Below are 23,458 nucleotides of genomic sequence, written 5' to 3' on the forward strand. Positions count from 1 at the left end.
ACTAATAGGCCCAGCCATTGGATTTAAGTATTTCTTTTGTTAATTCGATTGATTGAATATTTTTTTCAAATCAATTCTTATTTGAATATACCTTATTAGCAAGACAAACAATTGTCAGTAAACGTACGTCCTATATATTGATTCAAATTTTTTCAGGATTACCTGAAGGACGTTTTAACAAAAAAACGAGCCTTAGAAGAGTGCTAATGGCTCGTTAATAAACTTAAAGTTAATTTATTGGAACAGTACACTGATTCTATCCACTTATAGAGCCTTAAACACTGCATCCGACGGATCCGAATAAAACATTGGTTGTATCTTTATGAGCAGATCAGGTGGAACAGTCTGAAAGTCTATAACAGATGAAGCAGGAATTAGTACCTTTTTCGCTCCCGCATCCACGCAAACCTGAAGCGTATTGGCGAACTCCTCGACCTTAGCAATCGTACCACCAACCGTCATGTTTCCAAGCACAACCAAGCTCTCTTGAACAGGTCGTTCCAATGCCCCAGAACAAAGCCCTATCAGCTCAGCTATAGCCAGCTCATCAGTCAGCCCAATACCCTGTAAGTCGCTAATATGCATGAGGTAGTCTTTCGTCTTGGTACTAATCGAGCCACTAATACTTTTACTGTTCGAAGTAAAGTAGCGGAATGCTGTATCTAAGCTCTCTTTTGCACCCCGATGAGTACCAACACCTGATTTTTCAAACTTGCCTGAACCCGAAACCACTTGATTCTCCAGTTTGTACACGCCAATCATGCCCGAATCACCATGTCCAACGGTGTACACGTGCCCTGGCTTGCCCATGCCTTCAGGAATTAGCTTACCCCCACTCTGCTCTGGAACTGAAACATACTCTTCACTCAACGTTTCTTTATCAATGTAGGAGAAGTGGACATCGTAAAATTCCATGCCACCAATTTTCTTGAGTTGCTCTTTGACTCTTCTTCTACCTTCAAGAGCATATTTCAGAACTTCTTCTACATCTTCTCTCGTATACACACCATTCGGATACAAGAGTTTTAAGAATCCCGACACTGTTTTACGAACAGCTATGACATCACGTTGATTTAGGTTATTTCCGAGTTTAAAGTACCGATCAATGGCATCAGCAAACGAGCGTTTACGCATCTCCCTAAAATATTCAGCCATGTAGTCTACAATGAAGCCGTACTTATCGGTAAAGAAGTCAGGACGCATTTTCGGCACTTCCCAGCCTGGAAGATAATAATGCATCCGATCAAAGAACGCCGAATCGTTTGCCATTGCTTCAGGAAAGGGTGCAAATAAGTGGGAAGTCTTGATCAACGAATCAAGGCTCTGATTGATATTACCGACAAATACCATCGAAGCGGAAGCCGCCTTCTCTTCCCTGCCTCGAGCAAATGACCCAGAAGCCATATAATCCTTCATGATCTGAATACCGTCTTTATCCTTGAACGTTATGCCAGCCACCTCATCAAAAGCCACAGTATCCCATAATCCCACAAGCCCAACCTTCTTACTGGACATGTTGTAAAACAGATTGGCTACGGTTGACTGGCCGCCTGACACTAAGATAGAGTTAGGCGAGATTTCTTTATAAACATGTGACTTGCCCGTACCTCTTGGACCTAGTTCACACATGTTATAGTTATTTTCAACAAGCGGTACGAGTCTCAGCAGAAGATGCCATTTCACCCTGTCATCAAGCTGTGTCGGCTCCATTCCTGTTGAGCGAATGAGTACATCTATCCATTCCTCTTTCGTAAAGCTCTTTCTGCCCTCGAATACCTCGTTCAAGTCCATATTGGGCATCTGAATAGGCTTTAGGCTACTTATGCTGAAAGGATTACTATTCTTTACTTCTTCGTCAAAAAAGTATTCCATCTTGAGCATACACCATATCCCGCCTGCCAGAAGCTTGTCATATTCCTTTACATAGTTCGGTGAGATTGGTACACCTTTAAGTCCCAAGTTCGAGAACTCCGCCACATAGGAATCAATTTTCTCATTGAGTGTAACTGAAATCTTATCGATAACGGAAAACTGTCCCAGTTCCCGAATTCTCGACTTAACTTTCTCTGCTTCATCAGGTCTGACAAAGTTTTCCGAAAGGATTTTCTTTACACGCTCAATTCCTTCTCGGATATAATCCTCATCGTCTGTTGCCGCATACATACCCAGCAGATATTCAAGCACATAAACGGGAACATTCGCTCCCTCTTTCATTAACTTTGTCAGGTCTTTCCGTACAACTCTGCCCGAAAACACATCGTTCAGCTTGCGATCTAAATCAAGTGACCGATCTTCACTTATTTGCTCCATTTGACTTCTCCCCCCTCTCTTAAAAATCAAAGTCGCTAACGATGCCTAAATTGATTGTAAATGAGGTTTTTTCCACAATGACATTCGTTTCAGCATCAATTGTAACCAGATAATAGTTTTTACTCTTGTCATACGGCATCGACTTCAAAGCAAACCGAAGCTTAAATGTCCGTTCATCTGGCTTATCTGAGATACGGTCACAGATCAGCATTTCCTCATTGCTGATTACGTTATCTGCATCATCTACCATATAGATCTTCACTATCCGAGGTACTCGCTTGTCCTCCACCTTCTCTGTTTGGAAAAAGGTAAGGTTGAATAGGCTGTTCGTTATTTTTCTAGTCGTGTTGGTAAGCTTCACGTCAACCTTCTCGATTTCACGACTATTCTTCTGTCCACTACGGATGTTTTTAAATTGAATGAGCGGTACAACGATCTCTTGTAGACTGGCTCCACCATGTACAAAATTAGCCCCAGCACCTTGTATTTTGAAGCGAATCGTTGCCTTAGGAACGTAAGTCGTGATCTGATGCTCATTTTTAATCAGCGTATCCATATTGATATCAAGAAGACCGATTCGTTCCCTTTTTTCCTGTGAAAGTAGGTGTCGCCGCTTGACCTCTAAGGCCTGAATGCCTTCTTTTTCAATCTTGTCACTCTCTTCTAATGCATCACGTTGATATACAAATCCATGATCTGCTGTGATGAAAATGTTCGTACCGCTCAAATCATCCTTAATGATCTTAACGGTATCGTACAACTCATCGATCGCTCGATCCACTGCTGTAAACGTATAGACCTCTGTGGAGGCTTTCTCCCCCGTTGCATCGATGCTGTCATGGTATATGTAAACCAATTTCTTACCTTTGAATGTTTCTCTGCGCCCAGCCTTATTCATGTTTTTCAGCTCTTGAAAATGAATGGCTGTGCTATCGGTCACTGCCCCTTGTAAGATGCCGATTCGATTGTCCATCCCTTTTGAGGACTTGCCGTTAACCAATACATTACCGTTCAGATCGATTTCCAGGCTCTTATGTGGAAGAAGTGATGCCATTCCCATCTTAGTAACAGAAGGGACAACCCCCAATAACGGCTGGATATCGCAGGCTCCTGTCATTTCCGAGTTAAGCCTGTCCGCCAGTTCCATCGCTATTTCGTAGCGTAGGGCATCAGAGATGATGACAAATACCCGATCGCCATTATGAATTTTAGGTGCAACGAAGCTTCTATAGAAATCCTTCTGGTTCTGAACACCTGGAAGTACCCAACTGGATTTCATCTCATCTTGCACAGCGGCGGACCAGTTAGCGCATAATTCGCCCATATACCAGTTCGTATAGAGGTTTTCTACCATCGTTTTAAGCTTTTTCAACATTTCACTGTTGGAATCATTGTCATAAGCAACATAGAACTTTCTATAGTTCATGTCCATTTGGTGATAGTCACTCACATATGCTCGGTACATATCCACGGCTTGTGCTTTAGGAATCCCCATACTGTACTTCTTATAGAACTCAAACATCTTGACCGTATAATACAGAGCATCATAAATGGGTTGATAACGTTCGTAATAATGCTTAGCTCTACGTAAGTTGATCAGTTTCGTATATGCTTCATAATCCTCCAGCCGTTCTCCCAGACTGTTAGCGATATAGATGATGATGGCTTTGTCGAAGTATGGGAATGTATCAGCCACCTTGAATTCCTCTATAGGGAGCTGATTCACAATATCCGATAACTTAATTTCTTTCTCGGCTATTTCAGCATACTTGTCATACACCTGATAATCACTTTTATGATGCATCCAGTGATCGATGAACACCAAAGCATTAGATTTGTTTCGAGTGGCAATATAGTTCTTGACCAGTGTGAGACGCTCTTCATTAACCGCATGGCTTAGCGCAGTGACGGTTAAATGAATAAATAGCGTCTTGAGTGACTTTTGATCTTGCTCATAACCATACCTCTCGGCTACCGCATTCCAAAACACATCTAACCCAACGTACTTCGTAATCAAATCCAGGTATTTGTTTTGACTATCATTAAGTGTGTCCATTAGGGCAACCTTCAGTACATCTTCAAAGTCTGGAGTTTTGAGATTACACAACGCACTCATCATTACGAGTTCGAGTGTTTCTTGAGTAAACTTCAAAACCTCAAACCCTTTAAATTTCCTAACCCTATCTTTACTCCCAAAGAACTTTTCGTATTTTTTCACCGCACTTCGCAGAGAAGGATCAATATTCAGCTCGTTCATAATGAGAGATATCTTATCCGCATAGAAAGTCCTCGAGTACAGAATCGTATCCAACAACCAGTTGTCTTCCATACTCAAGTCTAAGTTAGAGTATATTAAGTAATGCGAAGTCGGATCCTCTTCTTCAAGTAAAACCTTCGTATAGAAACTGTTACCTTCTGTCAAAGTATGTACCATGATGTTATCTATGGAAATTTCATTGATGTATTCAGCAAACTCCTGGTCTTTATCGAACCAAAAGACAATTTTACGTTGTTCACCTTCATTAAGTGGTTGAATAAAAGCCTCTTGCAGTGCTTTCTTAACTTCATCCATATTCACGTTTTATCAACACCTTTATCATCAGGCTAAAAAAAGGGATATACCAAGATTAACTGGCATATCCCCATTGTACCCAATTTATTTAATTGGAGCGAGTAAGCCTTCAAATTTAGCATAGTTCACAGCAACACCTTCATCAAGATCAATCTCAATCTGCATGTCTGCCATGTGGTGGAGCTTTTCATCGTATGCACGCAGTTCCTCAATCTTCAGGTCAAGCGTCTTGAGTTCTTTCTTCGCATTGCTGATTTCTTTGCTTGTACTGTCTCCATTAATGATATCAAGCAGAGATTTCTTCTTGGCATCCATGCGAAGCTGAAGCTCGTGCAGGTAGTCCGTTCTGATTCTTGATAGAGTAGACTTGTCGTAGCGGTGCATATAGATCAGGCAGTTAAATGCCTTCTGCTTCCCAGAGGTAAAAAGCCAATAAATTGGTTTCTTTTTGTATGTTTGCAAATGATCTTTGAAGAAGTCGTTAAGGAAATATCTTTGAATAGTCTCTTTAGCTGTCTCACCATCTTTCTGTCCCAGTGAGTCAGCGATATATTCAAGATTTTCTACTAAGGATTCTTCCCCATAGGCTGCCCTAACAAAATCAAGAAGTCTGGATACTATGTCATCTTCAAAGTAAGCCCCTGATAGAATGGGAAGTATGTTGTCTTTATCGACAGAAAAAGATTGATATCTATCGGGGACAAATTTACCACCCGCAAAGGCAATGCCTTCCTTATTCAAAGAATATCTCCCAAATACACACCCTAATATATAGGAGATAAGAGATCTGATATCTTTATCTTTATCCGCTTTTCTGAGTGTTACATCTGACTCTTCCAAATTAGGTGTTATCTCATTCTGCACTCCATATATATCTGTAAATATTGCATTTAATTTCTCTTCATTATATTTCATATCACTAATCCATTGAGAATTAAGTTTGCTCCATTCATTGTACGCATCTTTAATATAGGATATCTCCGATCCAGCATTTAGAAAAGGGTGTCTATTAAAGTTCCAAGATGTCTCAAATGAATCCCATTCATTCTTACTTATTTCAATATTAGCATCTACCAATCTCACTATATCTTCACCGTATATTGTTCTTGCGTCATTCATGAATGGAATCCGATAAATATCACCATTCGTAAAGCTCATGGTCGGGTTTAAAATTTTCAGAACTTCAAATGATAATTTAGAACAAAACAGCCCAATAATAATTTTATTTAACCTAGGGTCTTCGGAAAAGGCAGACCTACCTGTGTCATCAAAAATAAATCCAACTTCTTTATACCTGACAGCAAAGTTGCCTGAACTAATTTTGGTCCATGTTAGACCTTCTTTGAAAAACCAATCTGTATTCCTCGGCGCAGACCTAAGCTTTCCATTTTCAGTTTTAAAGTTCCTAATTTCTTGCCCATTATGCTCCCAGTTTACGACAACTTCATTGTTACCGTACCATTTTCTATATGCACCACCGCTGTTACATGGAAACCATTTATGCAAACCATTCTCTGTCTCTCTAATATCTTGATAATTAAAACCTATTTTCGCAAACTCAACTTCAAACCACTCTTTTTGAAAATAAGTATTATCACCAGTTGACAAGCCAGCCTTTGGTTCAGCAATTTCTCCAATCGGCGTACTTTTTATAAAAGCTTTTAAAAGATCATCACTAATCCAATATGCAATCGGTCTTTCTAAAATACGAGTAAAAGTGTTAATATCGCCGAAGAAACGATCTTTTGCATTAGAATCTTTAGCCGCCTCGATTGTTTTTAACTCTTTTTCCCTTGATTCTCTATAATCAACTAATCTAATATAATCCCCTTTAAAACCCTTTATTGCATTGTTTCGTAAGACAAAAGCTGTCGATTGAACAACTTCTCCACCTATCTCCTCGAATGCCCCTGCACCAAGATGAATCATTGAATAAATAGTTTTTGTTCTGACCAATTTTTCTCTTAGTCTTTCAAAACTTGAAGTGAACATCCATGAATGCTGATTTATCATCGTCAAAAACCCATTCGGTTTTAAATAGTATTCCATTTCCATAAACGCAGTGCATGTATCAGTTTTTGAATCCGCATATTTATCATTCAACAATTTAACCAGTTTTTCATTCATTCTTCTTGAACCCATGTAAGGCGGATTTGTAATCACTACTTCGTACTGCTGACTCATGATTTCTGCCTGCGTAATCAAGTCTTTAAAATACATAATGATTTTATCCCGTGATTCAATCTGGTCTAAATATTCGGCTGGATGATTTATTATATCATCTAATCGATCTTTGAAGAATTGGCTATCAATCGGATCTATTTTTAGTAATGAACCATATATTTTAGCATCACGAAATTGTTCGATAAATGAACTTGTCTTATCAAAACGATCTCCTGCCTTCTCATTAGCAAAGTAGGCTATATCAAACTTATTGAAACAATTTGTTTCTTGTAATGACACTAAATTTAAAGTTACTCCCTCTCTCTCAATTGTTCTAAGAAACCTACTATTATACTTTAGTGCTTTCATAATAATTGAGAAACATGCAAGTTGGTACGCACGATCATCTATGTCCAAACCGTATAGATTATTCTCAATAATAAGTTTTGGTATTTCTCTCTCCATATATCCACATTTACTGTAAATCTCAAAAAAAACTTCAAATAAATATACCAAAATATGTCCACTACCCATAGCTGGATCAAGACACTTAATATCCTCTACTCTTAATTGTTTATCGATATATGGAGCTAACATTTCATTAAACTGATTTCTACTATTGTCATTTTTGAAGTAATATTCCCAGTTTGAGGTAAGATCTCTATCCTCTGGATGAGATTCAACCCAATACCTCCCAAGTGAATTTTGAACCATATACTTCACAATCCAGTCAGGGGTAAATAGTTGGGTCACACAAGGTATCTCTTCCTTCTTGTGTCTTCCTGTTTCTTTATATACTTTGTCTTTCTGATCAGAAATATAAAATTGATAAAGCCAACCAATTATCTCAACCTGTTCCCAATCCGTTTCTGGAATTATATCCGTGTTAGACATATTTCTAAGGAAGGAATCCTTCATAAGCAAACTTTCTGGGAAAAGAATCTCTTTATAGTCGTCAATAGTTTCAAACATAAAAGGAAGAATTCGGTTCAAACTGTTGCACTGCTTAATAACCAAATACTTGAATAATTCTTCTGTCATATTGCTCAGTTTCATTTCATAAACCAGTTCTTTATCAATATCCAAGTCAACCGTCAAAGCCTCTGTAATAATGTCAGGCTCAGAACTGCCAGGATTATTGGATGATAGCACCCTAACTTTTGTAGGAAGATAGTTGTTTACCTCCATAAAACGCAATGCCGTAAAGCGGTTAAACCAAGTATAGGACACTTCTTCTACAACTTGCTGATACCCAATTTCATTAATTCGAGAAATGAGCTTCTCCCGTTGCTTCTTCTCTGTTGCTGAAAGCTGTTTACCATCAATATAAATGGCATCCGAGCTTTCAAACTGAGCCTTCTTGAAGCTCTCCTCGGTAATACCGATTCTAAATGCTTTTGCTTTTACCTTCTCTATTAACTCTTTACGAGCATTCGTTGCAAATTTTTTCAGCGCTGTCTTATTCATGCGTGCTGTTCACCAGCCTATTTTGGAATATGTTTTCATGTAATAGACAAAGTGCCGTAGCCTTTGACCACGGCACATCCAACTAATCAATAAACTCAATTTGTTTATTGCTCTTAATAATCTGCTTCAGCTTTGCTGACAATGTGTTCAACAACATATCCACATCCTCCTCAGTACGCAAGGTCTTCGTGACAAGTAAATTATTCACTTTCACACGTTCTTTATGAGGAAGTGTTTTCACTGCTACGTAAGGCTCTTTTCCTTCAACCACGACTTCTGGCTTTTCTACTTGTTTCTTCCCACATTCATGAATCTCACGATTGATTACAGTATCTTGTCTATCTTTAAAGGCAGTGCTTTGCGTTATGGTAGCATCCACCTTGAAGATATCGGTAAGCTCATTCATACTGCTGAATAAATTTTTATAGTAAGCCTGAACCCGCCTTTTCGTCTCATCGGATACGCCCTCTTCATTTGTCCGTAGCGTTAGGTATTCCAAATCCAGTTGAATAACACTTTTCGCCGCCACTTTCTTCTCTTCAAGGACACCTTGGATTTGCTCATCGATCTTATTTACAAGCTCAGGGATATCCTTGATTTTCCGATACGGTTGTACGTCCGTTAATATCTCTTTTAGCTTATCAGCATATCCTTTGATTTCATTCCCAGATAAATAAACATCGTTCTCTTTATACTTCTCGATTGCACGAAGTCCTTTATCAAAGATGTCTTTTTGAGAAGCAAAGAAACTCTTTACATATGTCATATCTTCTTCCCAGTCCAGCAGGTTATCTTCCAGATCACGAAGCTTGGTAAAGAACGATACATTGTCTAATCCCTTCGTAAATTCCCCGAAATATTCAAGGCCTTTATCCAATAGACTACCACCAGGATATTCCCTATCTTCGTAACGACTTTTCAGTCCATTTATCTCTTTCACCTGTTCTTCAATCAACCCTCGAATATCCTTTATAAGTCCATCCTCATCATCAGCAACGTCAGTTTTATTAAACACTTGCTTACAGATGTTTTTGGCTACTTTCAATAACGACTCATCAACGATAACCCGTTTCACAACAATGACCTTCTCGACTTCACTCGCCTTGGTCAAAGCATTAACTGTGTTACTATCCTCAGGTTCCAGATATTCAGAGTTGAGCCGAAGTCGGATTCGTTGCTCTTTCATTAACTCTGCAATCATACCCGCTATGTCGAGATCCTTCCAGCCATAAGGCTTGTCCTTGAAGCGATCTAATAACACTTTGACCCGAATTTGTTTCTGAATGCTGTCTTGCAAGCTGATAAAGTCCATTACTTCCTTTACAGCCAGCTCGTTTGCATTCTCCGTCATTCCATCAATGGTCAATTGCTCAGTACTTCTTCTTAGGATCGAAATAAGATCCTTCTCCGAGTCAAGAAACGTCTTCACATAACCAATCTTCGTATACACATTTTCGACTAACGTCTGAAACCCAGTATTAATCCGATCTTTAACCGATGAACCCTTGATATCTGCCTTATTGCCGTTGATGTAGAATACTCCACCTTTAATCGCTTCTTCCAGCATATCTCGCACTCTACGTCTACGATCTCTTGCTTCAGCTTGTTTATTGTTTAAGATGTTTTGAATGCTTTCAGGAAGCTGGGTCGGATTTTTATTCTTCCGATACTCTTCGATCTTGAGCACTTCTTCTATCTCTTCCACATAAGCTTCATTCGCTCCCAGCTTCAGAATCATCTCCCCTGTGCCAGAAGACATGAGCATTAGCTCTTGTTCGGATCTCGCATAATGATCAGACAGCGGCGAAAGAATATTGATGCCTATATTCGACGTTTGATTACCTATGTTCTTCTCATCCATCTTCTGATTGTATGGAAATTGATATTGAGATGAATAGCGGTATCTCTTGTCATCATACAAATCTTGATAGATATAATTAGCAAGTTCACGTTTGATGATATCCTCTTCAATCTTCATACCCTTGATCTCACGGTTAATGTCCTGCTCGTCATCCGTCAAGAAAAGATAGAACTCACCATTCTTCTGAATAAGTGTTTGGGAAATCAACTTGCGAAGAGATACCTTAATTTTCTCCTTCAAGGCCAATTTATCTTCATCGATCTGAGTGACCATGAGCGTAGCAATATTGTCGATATTCGCAGGAAGTTCTTTAATATACTTGATCATGAACAGCACTTTAAGCAGATTCATGTTAAACTCGTCGTCTCGTAACGCAGGATTCTCATACGCACCTTCAATAACCCTTGCAATCGAAGGGGTTAGAAACTCTTTGATCGTATCGTAGAACGCATAGAAAGGAATTAGCGTACCCTCCTCTGCATCCTTGTACCGCAAACCGGATTCTTTAAATGCTGAGAGCATGGACCGCTCCCCTTCTGATAAGTGCTTGCCAGAACTTCCATGTTTTCGTACTTGTTCGAAAACATTCTGAAGGAGCTTGAATTGATAGGGAAGAAACGGGTACACATCCGCAAACTCTCTTTCATCTTCAAATCCTCTCAAATCCGCAGTGCTATCCTTAAAGCTTATCAAATTTTTGAGTGTTGCACTCTTTTCATGGTGAAGAAGCTTCAGTTTATCGGCAACATGCTCCTTCTTATCAAGGATCCGCTTCTTAATAACCTCATCTACCGAGATGGAAGAAAGGGATAGTCTTGTATCAAACCGACCTTGGATACGCGAGAAGTTATCGTCCCCTTTTACCTTCACAATGCTATCTATACTTTCTTGTGAAGTAACCATAATCCACACTTTGCCTAAACAATGCGTTCCGAGATCCTCAGCCATTGTTTGCAGATTTAACATTAGCGGTATGTTATCCCCTATATACTGTCCAATCTCATCGACGAGGAAAATCAGATGAAAATTGTCTCCCTTTTGGGCAATATACTCCTTAACGTCCTTCGAGAACTTCTCGATGCTAATCTCAAAGTTATTCACCCCGTTGTCAAACCAGTTTCTTGCTGTTTCTTCAGACATCGAAGTAACTTTCGTCAATGCTCCGATAACGTAGTCAGCATCAAAATAGAACGTGTTTCTGCGTTCTACCCATTCTTCGCCTGCCGCCGCTTTAAACTCACGCTTAAAGTCTTCATAAACGCCTTCTTTGGTCAGATACTTCTCCATCTCCGCCACACCAGGAATATCACCGTAGAAGCCCTGATGTTCGTAGAATACTTTTGTAAATACTCGAAGAATGGCATCTTCTTTGGATTTGTTATCCAATGAGCTTTTCGAGTCAATATTGAACAGAATTACTTCAGTATCTACGTTAGCGGTTCTTTTCATATTAGCGAGCACGATTGGATCTTGAATTTTATCGGCGAAGAAATCAACAGCTCGTTTGTCTTTCGCCTTTTTATTTTCAAGTAAGTAAGCAAGGATTTTCAAGAAATGTGATTTACCCGAACCAAAGAATCCCGATATCCATACGCCCATTTTATCTGTATTCCCGTCGATACCCTGCTGATAATTTTCGTAAAATTTAGATAAATGCTTATTTAACTCTCGTGTCACGACATATTCGTCGAGTTCTTGATAAATATTTTCTTCATCTGTCTGACCAACCTTAATAACGCCCTTAATTGGACGATCTATGCCTTTCAGAAACATATCTTTAATAAGCACTGGTGATTTTCCCCCTCGAAGTTAATCTACTAAACGGAATGCTCTATAATAGTTGTCGTCTTTGAAAAGATCGAATAAGCGTAATGATAATCCATCATACTCCCCTGGAAAGAACATAATAACAGGTATCTTATCCAATACTTCCTGAAGATTGTTCAGAATATTATGAGAACGCACAAATGGGTACACTTTACCAACACCTGTGATAAGGACAATATTGTGATCCTGCATCTGCTCCTTGATCTTTTGCAGAAAGATTTCAGGCTTAGCAAAATTAGCCATCGCTTTAAACAAGGCATCCTTTCCTTGTTTTTCTTCCATCTGGGGAATTCGCTCAAATATTCGCTTTTCCTTGGCAATCTCAATGAGCAACTTATACAAGTCGAACTCAATGATCCTACGGTTGGAACCTTCGTGATTAAACTCCTTCAATATATGTGGAATGTAATCTCGAACAACAAGTTCCTTCTCTGGTTCATAATCAAACACATAAAAACTGATCTCGTTACCAAGACCTCTACCTTCAATAAACTTGTCTTCTTTAATCTTCGGAATGATTTTGTCGAGTCTGCTATTCAAATTCGCCATACTATACCTCACCCATTGCCCGAACATAAGCAATGTCTCCGATTTGAATCAAATGCTGTTTCAATTGCTCTTCCATCATAAGTCTGCTTAATTCACCTGTCTTTTTATCCTTTAAAATGCCTGATTCAAGCAGGATTCTCAATATTACTTGTTTTAATTTGTTCACCGTTTTTTCTGTCCAACCTGCTACACCTGGATCTTGCTCCGCTTTTGATGCAAAGTAGAGATTTAGATCCTTCTTTTCGAACAGATAGTTGTTAGATTCGAGTTTTTCCCGAATCACTTCATTCATGAATTCAAAGAAGAGCCGATCTGTTTTCATGATGGCATAGAGATTGATCATTTTACCTATCTCCAGTGACTCCTTAAGTACCATTGTCTTCAATGTATCATCCAGTGTGTCAACCCTTCGTAAGATTGAGGGCAAACTACGTTTCAGGCTTGAAGTTACTTCGTATTGAAACAAATTCTGGGAGACAACTATTTCTTTGATTTCGGACTCTTTACGTCCTTCGTGGAGAAGTGACAACACTTTCTTAAATTCATATAACATAAAAGCTGCACCAGTCAAAGTTGCAGAATACTTTAATTGAGTAACGATCATAAACATCCCCTTAGGAATACTGTTTTATGTCCATTATTGTAGCATAATTAAGGGATTCTTAATCAGAGGATGTCCCAAGGGAATTTTATACTATTATTAACTTCAACCTAATAATATTAAATTTAGATTATAGGTATTTGTCATCTTTCTACCTATTAATATTGTACTAGTTTAGGTTAACAACATGCTGTCACTAACTATTGACCATTTTCATCCGAACACGAATTGCCTGACAAAATGCTCCCTCTCCCCTCTGCTACAATAGCCTCAAATCGAACCGAGAGGAACAAGCAGATCAATGATCACCTACATTATCTTCGACCTTGAATTCATGGTCGTCCAAAAGCAGCAGCATCTGGCCGATATTATATAGATTGGTTCCATCAAAATGGTCAATCAAGACGGCGGACCCATCATGTCCGACCTTATTCATTCTCAAGTCAAACCGAGTAGACAGTCGAAATTAACGCCAGCCACCACGGAATTCACCGGGGTTACACAAAAACAGGTCGATCAAGCCCCCACTTTCCAGGAAGCCTTAGGATCATTCAAGGAGTGGCTAGGCGAAGACACGTATTACTTGTGTACCTGGGGACCGGACGACAAGTACCAACTGATCAGTCACCGTCATTTACATAAAGAGCCTCTGGATTGGCTCAGTGTTCACCAGGCTCCACAACAATGATTTCATACAACAATTCGGCTTAAAGCGGGCACTAGAGCTGCTTAATATCCCGTTCTTCGGTCAACAGCATAATGCACTGGATGATGCTTAATACAGCCAAAGTTGTTTGCTACAATCTTCTCCCAGGTTCAGCTTCAAGAAAACAATGCGGCGGATGAGCAGCTCTATGCCTCCCAGTTGGTGTACTCTACCAGACAGGAAGAGAACCTTCCATCCAGCAGCTGGCCAGTTATTAGGAATGGTACATTTGTTGCCGTTCCTTTGCTATTTCCCATATAACTGGCTCCACTTCTCCAGCCGCTTTCTCATAATATCTCGATAAGACTTTGGCTCGATAATCTCCGCATCCGGACCATACTGGCTTATCCAGTTCATGAACTCCCGATCATGATTCAACGTTACCTCGAACAAAAGACTCTCCTCCGGCAAGTCGGTCATTCTCGGACTTACAAACATTTCCTCTTTTTTAAACATAGCGCGCCACATCCGGCGAGAACTTCACTTTGAAATGAATCTGCTCATTGCCACGTTCTATCGACCAGGTATTTCTCATATAGCTCTTGATATTGAAGTCTCCCCGATTGAATCCACGTTCGTTAATCTTTAGTTTGCGGAAGCGGCTTAACCGAAAAGTACGTATATCTTGAACCTGTTGGCAATAACTGATCAGATAAAAACGTTGGTCCCTTGGAACGAGGTAGTAGGGATCAATCGACCGCTCAGTTAACTCGTTACGGCTCTGAGTGTGGTAGATAGCAGTTAGCGTTTTTCCGTCAAAATTGCTTGATAACCGGCAGCAAATAGTTAGGTGAATCTTCACGGTAAGCCGACGAACCCATCTGGATAATGTCTGTGACGTGTTGCAAAATATCCTGATCACGGCGCTTCTCTCGGACATGAGAGGCCATGACTTTGTCATATGCACTATCAAAATCCGGAGGCAGGTTCGTTTGATCCACAAAGGAAGGCAGCACGGAGAACACCAATGCCTCCTGCGGCGTCCCAGTTCAGCGGAAACATAGCAAAATCTCCTGCAAACGTATGCCCCTTCCCGTAACCATCATTAGTAATCGGGGCCAACAAATCAAGAGATCTTAAATCACGATAAATCGTCCTTACGCGGTGTCACATTTTTGCGCCAGTTCCGGGGCTTTAATCCATAGTCTGGCTTGAATGGCATAGATGATTTTGAACCATCGAAACAGCTTGTCTAACATAGGCCCAATTTCCTGGTTAAACTAAAAAACGTTCATAATTATAATTCGACAGTCCTACAAAAAAACCTCTCTAGAACTAAATCGATTATGTGTTTATGTACTCAAACAAAAACCGCCCGTATCACACTTGTGTCAATAGGCGGTACCTAATACCTTGATTTAGCAAAAAAACATCCTATTCCTAAAATTTGTGGAGAACATAGTCATATATGGTTTAACAGTTCTTCCGAATCATATAGAGTTATGACCTTGAAACCAGCGAAACAGCCACATTAAAATACAATCCAAATACCGCTGGCGAAGATGTTAACGCTAAAGGAGACAAGGGCATATTTAGTCTGGGAGAATTCAATATCCCAGCTATAGACAATATTAAGGGAATGAACCAAGAGGAGTTATTCAAACAAATTAATGCTGAGGCTGCTGATAAGAAAACATAGGCAATAATGTATCACTTAAAGCGTTACGCTCTTGGATCATGGTGGGCGATGGTTGAGGTTATTCGTTTAACGAAGAGTCGTTTGATTCAGACAATCGGCTGCATCCTTTTTTACAAGCAGCCTTGTTATACCGATTAAGAAGTTCATCAAGCTCCATTGATTGTTTAAGGACCTTATGGTGCCGCAAACCATACTTCTTCCCCAACTGATACAGCAATTGCCTCGACTCTTCTATTCGTTGCCGAATGACTTCGGCATCCATCATTGCTCGCCACCTCTATTCGCGATTTAAAATCTTCTTTATATCAGTTGACAGATTTGAATATGTTTACAGTTTACCATTTGAATCATTAAAGGACAATATTTAACAATAAATAAACTTTATAGTGACTGCAATAATAACTTTTTTTTGTCTACACTTCTTATATAAGAGGAGTAGATACCAATATGATGCAATCAATTACAGTGAGATTAGGCATTGTTATAAGAGAAATACGGAAAAGTCAAAACTTAACCCAAGAGGAGCTTGCCGAAAAAATCGGAACTTCGTTTAGTTATATTGGTAGACTGGAACGAGGAGAAGGCAATTTCACCGTGCAGACCCTAGAAAAAATCACCAATGCGCTTAATATAGACTTCTTCGACTTCATGTCCTTAGTCAAAAAAGAAAATGAGATCCTGCTTGAAGTTAATTCCCTGCTGCTTCAGCAGGATGAAGACAACCAGTTAAGAGGGTTAAACATCCTCAAGGAGCTATACCGAAGATAGTTTAAATGTAATAACTTCTGCTGAAACACTATGAAAAGAGCCTTTTCCACTTATCAGTGGAAAAGGCTCTTTTTATGTTTCCAATTTATGATTCCATGCTGTATTCTTTAGCTCGAATAAAGCGAGAATCTCAAAAATTCAAAGTCATCACCCTAACCTCACTACTGCCTGGTTCACTGTGGCCGCTATCCCCTCCACTGCACTCCTAACCCGCTCCGCCTGCGTTACCGCCGAAATCACCGCGACACCATTCGCGCCTGCGCGGATCACTTCCTCCGCACGGTCGGCAGTAATGCCGCCTATCCCAACGATAGGCAACTCAATTCCAGCTCCTCGCATCTCACGCAAAATGGCGGTGCCTTGTGCTGCCTTCGCATCGTCCTTGGAGACGGTCGGGTAGATCGGCCCGACGCCGAGATAATCCGCGCCGTGAAGAATCGCCCGACGGGCTTCTTCCACCGTGTGGGCGGAAACGCCGAGAATTCGGTTCCCGATCCGTTCGCGGACGGATTCGGCGGATTCATCGTCTTGGCCGATATGTACGCCGTCGGCGTTCAGTTCCAGCGCCAGCTCGACATCGTCGTTCACGATGAATGGCACGCTAGCGCGGCGGCACATGTCCTGCAGCTGGCGGGCGAGTGTGAACATCTGCTCACCGGACAACGCGTCCGTCCCCTTCTCGCGGAACTGGAACAACGTGATGCCACCGGCTAAGGCCTCTGCCAGCACCATCTCCGGCTCTGTCCGGCAGTTCACATTGCCCATGACCAGATACATCCGAAGATATTCGCGCATCCTGACGGGAGAAATTCTCTCCTTCATCGAAGCACCTCCTGACGACGGCAGCCGTAGGCCCAATGGTTTGTCGGTCCGTAACCAGCACCAAGATACAGTCCATCCTCAATAGCCGCCTGAATAAATGCTCTTGCATTCGCGATAGCTACTAGCGGAGACATCCCTTTGGCTAATCCTGCGGTAATCGCGGCGGAGAACGTACATCCCGTACCATGTGTATGTACAGTGTGCACCCGTTCGCCGGTCAATTCTGTAAAGACCGTGCCATCATAGACCAGGTCAACAACCTGCCCGCTTCCGCAGTTCGCCCCATCCTCGCTATTTTCGTTGTACTCAAAATTTTCACGGGTGTCACTACTCCAGCCGACCTGCCCATCCTCGCCCTCATCATGCCCGCCCTTGATCACAACGATCTTCGGCCCTAGATCGCGGATACGCCTTGCGGCTTCCCGGCGGTCCCCCATGGATCGGATGCTCATCCCGGATAACACTTCGGCTTCCGGGATATTAGGAGTAACGACGAGCGCCAAGGGCAACAAATCCTCCTTGAGTGCCTGCACCGCTTCTGTCCGCAGCAGCTCGGCGCCACCTTTGGCGATCATCACCGGATCGACAACAACCTTTTCCCAACCAAATTTCCGGATCTGTTCTGCCACGATGCGGATAATATCTGCACTAAACAACATGCCAGTCTTCAAAGCATCTACCCCAAGGTCTGACCCTACAACTTCGATCTGCTCTGCCGACGCTTCCGGAGGTAGTGGATATACCCCATGGACACCCAGTGTATTCTGTACCGTTATCGCAGTAATAGCCGACATGCCATATACACCAAGCTCCTGAAACGTCTTGAGGTCCGCCTGAATTCCGGCTCCGCCGCCGCTGTCCGAGCCAGCAATCGTCAACGCTCTGGGAACGCGAGTGCTCGTCATCGTCTATCACCTGCAGCGGCTGCACTCAATTCCCGAATAACGGAGCGTCCCTCCAATGAGCCCGGGTGCAGCTTGGCGAGCTCATCCAGAAACGCAACCTGGAAGCTTCCGGGTCCGAGATCAGACGTACGTTCCGCTGCCCGTGAGGCAGCCGCACCATAAAAGGCGAGGCCTGTAGTACCTGCCAGCATCAGGTCCGGTTCAACTGCAGCAAAAGCACCCAGCACCGAGGTCAGCAGACAGCCTGCTCCGGTCACCTTGGTGAGCAACACGTCTCCACCGCTTATGATCCGGACTAACGCTCCATCCGTAATGACATCCTTTTGTCCGGTAATCGCGACGATCGTATTCAGCTCTCGTACGGCCCGTATCGCCAGGTCCACATTCCCACCGCCTGCGCTGTCTCCAGCATCCACGCCTTTGATCTCCCGTTCCTCTCCCACAAGATGGGCGATTTCAGCCGCATTGCCCCGCACGAGTGAAATCTTGACCTCGCTAAGGATTCGCAGAGCCGACTCCGTCCGAAACGTTGTGGCTCCCGCGCCCACCGGGTCCAGTAGAACCGGGACGCCATGGGCATTCGCCGATTGCCCGGCGATGATCATGGCGTCCACCAATTCACGGGACAATGTTCCAATGTTCAGCACCAGCGCACCTGCGATCTTCGCCATGTCAGCGACTTCATCAGGAGAATAAGCCATCACAGGCGATGCGCCCAACGCATAAAGACCATTCGCCGTAAAATTGGTCACCACCACATTCGTCATGTTATGTACGAGCGGTTTGTTTGTTCGCACCTTTTCAAGGAGAGCAGAAAGCTCTTGATCCAGCATACTCATATTGATCAGCCTCTCTTATCATTATAGAATCGCAAAAATATCACAAGTCCGCAGCCTACACCTGCAATGGCCACTCTTCCTGCCGGTAAGCCATGTCCCAGAACATATACTCCAGCTGGCAGCTGAGCATGAAATGTTCAGCCATGCGCTCACGCTCGGCAGCCGTTGCTTCTTGCGCCCACGTATCCACACGACTGCGGAAATTGGCTGCTGCATCTTCGGCCCGATTCCCGTAAAAATATATCCACTCATAGAACGGATGGCTCTCATCCGGCTGAACCTCATCCAGCAGCTTCCGGCCGATCTCTAAGTACGTCCAAGGACAAGGCAGCAGCACGGCCATGATCTCACCAAGGCTACCTTCGTGTGCAACCGTCAGCATGTGATGGATATAATGATGTGCGGATGGAGCGAGCGGGTACCCCTGCATTTCTTCATAAGTTACTCCTGCAACAGCACAGAAATTTTGATGCGGGTGAACTTCGCTGTGGAGTATAAAAGAAATCTGTTCATTAAAATCTGCAATCTCATCCCGTGTTCTACATTTAGAGATCGCGATCCCGTAAATCCGCATATAGGCATTCAAATACTCATAGTCCTGTTTGATATAGTGAATTAACTGTTCCTTGGACAAATTCCCGTCTGCAATACCTCTCACAAAGGGATGCTCATAAATGGCCTGAAAAATGCCGTCCGCCTTCTGACGGAGCTCTTGCGTAAAACTCACTTTTCCCCACCTCCAAATAATTGAAGAGCAGGAAGTCCCGTAAGACAGCACCCTCGGAACAACGCAAAAAAAAGCCGCCCCGAAAGCTGGAGCGGCTTCATCTATATGCCTATGAGTGTGAACGAACACATCGCATTTAAGACCTTATAACCGACTCCACTTTCCTACGCTAGTATGAACTAGATCAGGTTCAAAGGGTCCAAGATATCCTCTTGTCTCAGCCGCTAACGGCTCCCCTAGTGGACTTCCTATTCTATTGAGTAATACTGTACAAAGGTTTACTAGATCTGTCAAACATCGTTATTAGAAAAATGAATACGGACTATCGAAGCTGCTTTATCTTTTTCAAAAATATGTACAATTCGCTTTAAGCTCATTTATGGGAATGAGTCCGGTTCTCTATCGTAACCACTGGATGGTACGGTTCGTCTTTCGGAAGCATAGTCAACAGGAATGGAACCAGCAGAGCCATACTTACTGCAAATATAATATAAGGAACAGTAGGGCCATATGTATCAAACACAAAGCCACCCAATGCAGGTCCTATGATCATCCCAAGATTTGAGCCAATGGAATATTTGCCAAAGGCATCCCCAATATGTTCTTCTGGAATCCTCTTAAAAAACATGGCATCGAGAGAAAGATTAAACGTTGAACAGGAAATGATAAAAATTGTCCAAAGTAAAGCAAAAATGCTTAGACTAGAAGAAAATACAATTGTCGAAATGGTTATGAAGGATATAACTACTGATAAAGTAGTAGCCTTACGATAACCTATACGATCTCCAAGTTTGCCCAAAAAGGAACCTGAAAAAGATGAGACAAGCATTGGCAACAAAAAAGTAATGGCAATTTCTTTAATGTCTGCATCAAATCCAGCTTGTAGATAGGGTATTAATAGAGCAAAAATCATACTGGATAACAAACAGAAAAGCACATTAACAAACCAGATTTTTCGCTTTTCTGGAGATAAAACAAGTTTAGGTATATAAGTCATACGTTGCTGCTCAGATGCTCTGGATATGACCAAAGAGTAAACAAATGCCAATGCGGCAACTGCTCCACAAGCCGTAAATAATACTGTCCATCCGTTCAGCAGCTCATATCTGTTTAGAATAAAAAAACATAATCCAACGCCAATAAGACCGCCGAAATTTCGGTTACTGCTAAAGCTTCCTAATTTTTGTGCAAAACCACTTTTTGTATCTGTGATCATTCCGTACAGGGATATTGTAAGCAAAATACCTGCTACACCATGTATCACTCTGGCGAGGAGCAGAATCGATAATTCAGTCGCAACGGCATAGACAAAGTACGCTATGAAAAAACACAATAAAGAACTTATAAATATGGAGCGCCGACTGTATTTATCTGAGACCTTACCAAGAATAAGTCTCATGATCAATTGAAACATTGAGAACACAGAAATTAAGATAGTGAGTTGAAACGTAGTAAATCCCAGCTCTTTTGTATACACAGGCAATAAAACGTCAAGAAAAATGATTGGTAAAGAAATCATAATAATAGGAATCTTTAATTTCTTATAATCCATGACAACACCTCTCTATTTTTTCTGCTACCATCCTCCTGCAGAAGCTCGATACACTTCCCGATCCAGGACGCCCGTAAGTTTATTAATTAATCCTAATCAAAAAAGCAAAAAATGTAAATGCTTGTTAATTATGTTTGTGTGTATAAGCAAAATATGAATCTTAATTCATTGACCATAATGTTCTCAGTGGTAAATACGGGAGCTTATGTTCTTATTTTTCTGAAGCGGTTGTAAAAATGGGACTATGACAAAAAGAGACGAATGAAGGACAACAGATTTTCTCTGACGCCGTAAAGAAGTGATTTTATGATGGCCGAATTGTTAGTACAAGCTCAGCAACACCACGATCAGGAGGCATCGCCAACAAGAAAAGGCTGGCCAATTTATATTGGTCAGCCTTTTCTTATTTTTCAATAGGTTTAACTTCAATTTGATTAACAACGAATTCATTCTTAGCACTATCGAATTTATATGTGACATTGAACTCACACACATATGTGGGGGATACGCCAACAGATCCCGAGATATTTAATTTTATTTTTTGATTCTCCAATGCATAAATAACTATACCGCCGAAACCAAGCTCATCTTGATTGTAATCTGGCGCTGGATCAAAACCATAATCGAACTTATATTCTTTTCCTTGCGTTTTAACAGTAATTGCTAAAGTATCATCCTTATTTTTAGCAACATGTGATTCAATTTGACTGGCAACAATGCCCTCATAACTTTGTACTTTAATTTCGGATAAATCCTGGGCATTAACTACATGGATATCAAAGTTATCTAAGCCTGTCCCTCTGCCAGTCTGAATGATAATTACAGCTTCTTCCTTCCCGTCACCTGTAACATCCGTATAGAACACCTGCGGTTCAGTTCCCGTATCACCAGGGTATTTCCAATCAAAGTCTCTTTGACTTCCATTAATATTTAAGGTTACCCCTTTAACTCCATTCTTCGTTTCCTTAGTAGCATAAAGTTTTACTTCTTCATTTTTTGAAGCCTTAATCAATTTTGCATCAGTCTCTTGCTCAGGCTGCGTTGTTACCTGTTTATTGGGAGATTCGCCTGACCCTTGCGTAACCGTTGCTAGCTTATCTGTACCACATCCCGAAAGCAAAACTGCACTCAACAACAACAATGTACCAATTTCTTTTTTCAATTTCCTTGTGCCCCTTTCATTGTGCCTAGCAGAAATTATATCAAGGTAAATAAGAAGATGAATTACAAAATAATAACAATATTTAGTGATATAGTTAAATATATGTTAACAAACCTCAGGCATCACTTCAAACAATACGCCAAGCCCAATTCACAACTAGAAATGAGATTCATACTCCTACTCATATCAAACATATCTACAAGATCATGCCAACATCATAAAAACACATGACATACAGAGTATAATAAAACTGCTATAATAGTACAGGATATTGCAATTCATAATGGCAGGAGGATCATCGTGCAAGACATCGCTGGTTACAAATCAATTGCGCTTGATATTGCGCAAAGAATCGTGAGTGGTGAATTTGGTGTTCGAAGTAAAATATCAGGTAGGTCATTACTGGCTAGTCAATATCATGTATCGCCAGAAACAATTCGAAAGTCCATTAATTTGTTAAAAGAAGAGGATATCGTCTCCGTTTCGCAAGGGAAAGAAATCATTGTTATTTCAGATCAGCGAGCATTGGATTACTTAACTAAAAATAATTATTTAAAAACCGTCTACTCCTTAAAGCAAGATCTAGAAAATTTGCTGGAGCAGAAAAAGGAAATTGATCATAAATTTGAAAAAGTTATATCCGGGATTATTAATTTTTCGGATCGGCTTCAGAATCTAAAGCCATACCATCCCATTGAGATTAACGTGAGTGAATCTTCACATGTCGTGGGTAAGACCATTGGAAACTTAGAGTTCTGGCAACAGACAGGGGCTACCATTATTGCTTTACGCAGAGGTACCGACATCTCAATATCACCAGGACCTCACGTGATTTTACGAGAAAATGATGTATTGATTGTTGTGGGCGATGGTCAAGTCCATCAGAGAACAACACAATTTATTAATCAACAATAACGGTAGAAAACACAACCATGGTGGTTGTGTTTTTTTTTGCATTTCCACTGACAAAAATATTTTTTACCATAAT

20 protein-coding genes and 1 riboswitch are annotated in these 23,458 nt (G+C 41.2%); of the genes, 3 read left to right on the top strand and 17 right to left on the bottom strand.

Translation table 11 applies throughout. The features are described from left to right. Nucleotides 1-264 precede the first annotated feature (264 nt). The 6 genes from brxL to B9N86_RS24035 all read right to left on the bottom strand — a co-directional run bounded on the left by brxL (nucleotide 265) and on the right by B9N86_RS24035 (nucleotide 13,353). Nucleotides 265-2,310, bottom strand: coding sequence for a protease Lon-related BREX system protein BrxL (gene brxL / locus B9N86_RS24010; RefSeq protein ID WP_208915617.1), 2,046 nt, complete (start codon nucleotides 2,308-2,310; stop codon nucleotides 265-267). Nucleotides 2,311-2,329: 19 nt separating this feature from the next. Beyond that, nucleotides 2,330-4,882, bottom strand: coding sequence for a BREX-1 system phosphatase PglZ type A (gene pglZ, locus B9N86_RS24015; RefSeq protein ID WP_342193880.1), 2,553 nt, complete (start codon nucleotides 4,880-4,882; stop codon nucleotides 2,330-2,332). 84 nt (nucleotides 4,883-4,966) lie between these two features. Next, nucleotides 4,967-8,512, bottom strand: a complete 3,546-nt coding sequence (gene pglX / locus B9N86_RS24020) for a BREX-1 system adenine-specific DNA-methyltransferase PglX (protein WP_208915619.1) — start codon at nucleotides 8,510-8,512, stop codon at nucleotides 4,967-4,969. Between the two features lie 82 nt (nucleotides 8,513-8,594). Then, the gene (gene brxC, locus B9N86_RS24025) at nucleotides 8,595-12,161 is read right to left on the bottom strand and encodes a BREX system P-loop protein BrxC (protein WP_208915620.1); all 3,567 of its coding nucleotides are present in this window, start codon (nucleotides 12,159-12,161) and stop codon (nucleotides 8,595-8,597) included. Between the two features lie 21 nt (nucleotides 12,162-12,182). After that, a complete protein-coding gene (locus B9N86_RS24030) occupies nucleotides 12,183-12,749 on the bottom strand; it encodes a DUF1788 domain-containing protein (protein WP_208915621.1) in 567 nt (188 codons plus the stop codon). A 1-nt stretch (nucleotide 12,750) separates the two neighbouring features. Further along, a complete protein-coding gene (locus B9N86_RS24035; RefSeq protein WP_244562832.1) occupies nucleotides 12,751-13,353 on the bottom strand; it encodes a DUF1819 family protein in 603 nt (200 codons plus the stop codon). Nucleotides 13,354-13,768: 415 nt separating this feature from the next. On the opposite strand from B9N86_RS24035, the gene B9N86_RS24040 reads away from it, so the two are divergent. Next, the gene (locus tag B9N86_RS24040) at nucleotides 13,769-14,038 is read left to right on the top strand and encodes an exonuclease domain-containing protein (protein ID WP_208915622.1); all 270 of its coding nucleotides are present in this window, start codon (nucleotides 13,769-13,771) and stop codon (nucleotides 14,036-14,038) included. A gap of 264 nt (nucleotides 14,039-14,302) precedes the next feature. On the opposite strand, the gene B9N86_RS30855 is transcribed toward B9N86_RS24040, so the two are convergent. The 5 genes from B9N86_RS30855 to B9N86_RS24050 all read right to left on the bottom strand — a co-directional run bounded on the left by B9N86_RS30855 (nucleotide 14,303) and on the right by B9N86_RS24050 (nucleotide 15,960). After that, entirely contained in the window at nucleotides 14,303-14,512 is a 210-nt protein-coding gene (locus tag B9N86_RS30855; RefSeq protein ID WP_342193257.1) for a WCX domain-containing protein, read from the bottom strand. Further along, nucleotides 14,505-14,858 (bottom strand): WYL domain-containing protein, encoded by a 354-nt coding sequence (locus tag B9N86_RS30860; protein ID WP_342193258.1) that lies wholly within the window; start codon nucleotides 14,856-14,858, stop codon nucleotides 14,505-14,507. Before B9N86_RS30860 ends, B9N86_RS30855 begins: the two co-directional genes overlap by 8 nt. Next, entirely contained in the window at nucleotides 14,812-14,997 is a 186-nt protein-coding gene (locus B9N86_RS30865; protein WP_342193260.1) for a hypothetical protein, read from the bottom strand. Before B9N86_RS30865 ends, B9N86_RS30860 begins: the two co-directional genes overlap by 47 nt. Continuing rightward, a complete protein-coding gene (locus B9N86_RS30870) occupies nucleotides 14,966-15,118 on the bottom strand; it encodes a hypothetical protein (protein WP_342193261.1) in 153 nt (50 codons plus the stop codon). The genes B9N86_RS30865 and B9N86_RS30870 overlap by 32 nt, the downstream gene beginning before the upstream one ends. 635 nt (nucleotides 15,119-15,753) lie before the next feature. Further along, nucleotides 15,754-15,960, bottom strand: a complete 207-nt coding sequence (locus B9N86_RS24050) for an aspartyl-phosphate phosphatase Spo0E family protein (protein ID WP_208915623.1) — start codon at nucleotides 15,958-15,960, stop codon at nucleotides 15,754-15,756. Nucleotides 15,961-16,142: 182 nt separating this feature from the next. On the opposite strand from B9N86_RS24050, the gene B9N86_RS24055 reads away from it, so the two are divergent. After that, complete coding sequence (locus tag B9N86_RS24055) at nucleotides 16,143-16,463, top strand: helix-turn-helix domain-containing protein (RefSeq protein ID WP_208915624.1); 321 nt, start codon at nucleotides 16,143-16,145, stop codon at nucleotides 16,461-16,463. Nucleotides 16,464-16,610: 147 nt separating this feature from the next. On the opposite strand, the gene thiE is transcribed toward B9N86_RS24055, so the two are convergent. The 6 genes from thiE to B9N86_RS24085 form a co-directional block, all read right to left on the bottom strand. After that, nucleotides 16,611-17,285: a thiamine phosphate synthase gene (gene thiE / locus B9N86_RS24060; protein WP_208915625.1), complete on the bottom strand. Its 675-nt coding sequence runs from the start codon at nucleotides 17,283-17,285 to the stop codon at nucleotides 16,611-16,613. Further along, a complete protein-coding gene (gene thiD, locus B9N86_RS24065) occupies nucleotides 17,282-18,190 on the bottom strand; it encodes a bifunctional hydroxymethylpyrimidine kinase/phosphomethylpyrimidine kinase (RefSeq protein ID WP_208915626.1) in 909 nt (302 codons plus the stop codon). The genes thiE and thiD overlap by 4 nt, the downstream gene beginning before the upstream one ends. Continuing rightward, a complete protein-coding gene (gene thiM, locus B9N86_RS24070) occupies nucleotides 18,187-19,029 on the bottom strand; it encodes a hydroxyethylthiazole kinase (RefSeq protein WP_280174956.1) in 843 nt (280 codons plus the stop codon). The genes thiD and thiM overlap by 4 nt, the downstream gene beginning before the upstream one ends. A 55-nt stretch (nucleotides 19,030-19,084) precedes the next feature. Then, the gene (gene tenA, locus B9N86_RS24075) at nucleotides 19,085-19,756 is read right to left on the bottom strand and encodes a thiaminase II (RefSeq protein ID WP_208915627.1); all 672 of its coding nucleotides are present in this window, start codon (nucleotides 19,754-19,756) and stop codon (nucleotides 19,085-19,087) included. Between the two features lie 144 nt (nucleotides 19,757-19,900). Then, nucleotides 19,901-20,004, bottom strand: a riboswitch (TPP riboswitch). 125 nt (nucleotides 20,005-20,129) lie between these two features. Next, the gene (locus B9N86_RS24080) at nucleotides 20,130-21,308 is read right to left on the bottom strand and encodes an MFS transporter (RefSeq protein WP_208915628.1); all 1,179 of its coding nucleotides are present in this window, start codon (nucleotides 21,306-21,308) and stop codon (nucleotides 20,130-20,132) included. A 403-nt stretch (nucleotides 21,309-21,711) separates the two neighbouring features. Then, the gene (locus tag B9N86_RS24085) at nucleotides 21,712-22,470 is read right to left on the bottom strand and encodes a hypothetical protein (RefSeq protein ID WP_208915629.1); all 759 of its coding nucleotides are present in this window, start codon (nucleotides 22,468-22,470) and stop codon (nucleotides 21,712-21,714) included. A gap of 300 nt (nucleotides 22,471-22,770) precedes the next feature. Here B9N86_RS24085 and B9N86_RS24090 point away from each other — a divergent pair, with 300 nt between their 5' ends. Next, nucleotides 22,771-23,385: a GntR family transcriptional regulator gene (locus B9N86_RS24090; RefSeq protein ID WP_208915630.1), complete on the top strand. Its 615-nt coding sequence runs from the start codon at nucleotides 22,771-22,773 to the stop codon at nucleotides 23,383-23,385. Nucleotides 23,386-23,458 lie beyond the last annotated feature (73 nt).

It is taken from the genome of Paenibacillus uliginis N3/975 (assembly GCF_900177425.1).
Classification (GTDB): Bacteria; Bacillota; Bacilli; order Paenibacillales; family Paenibacillaceae; genus Paenibacillus_AQ; species Paenibacillus_AQ uliginis.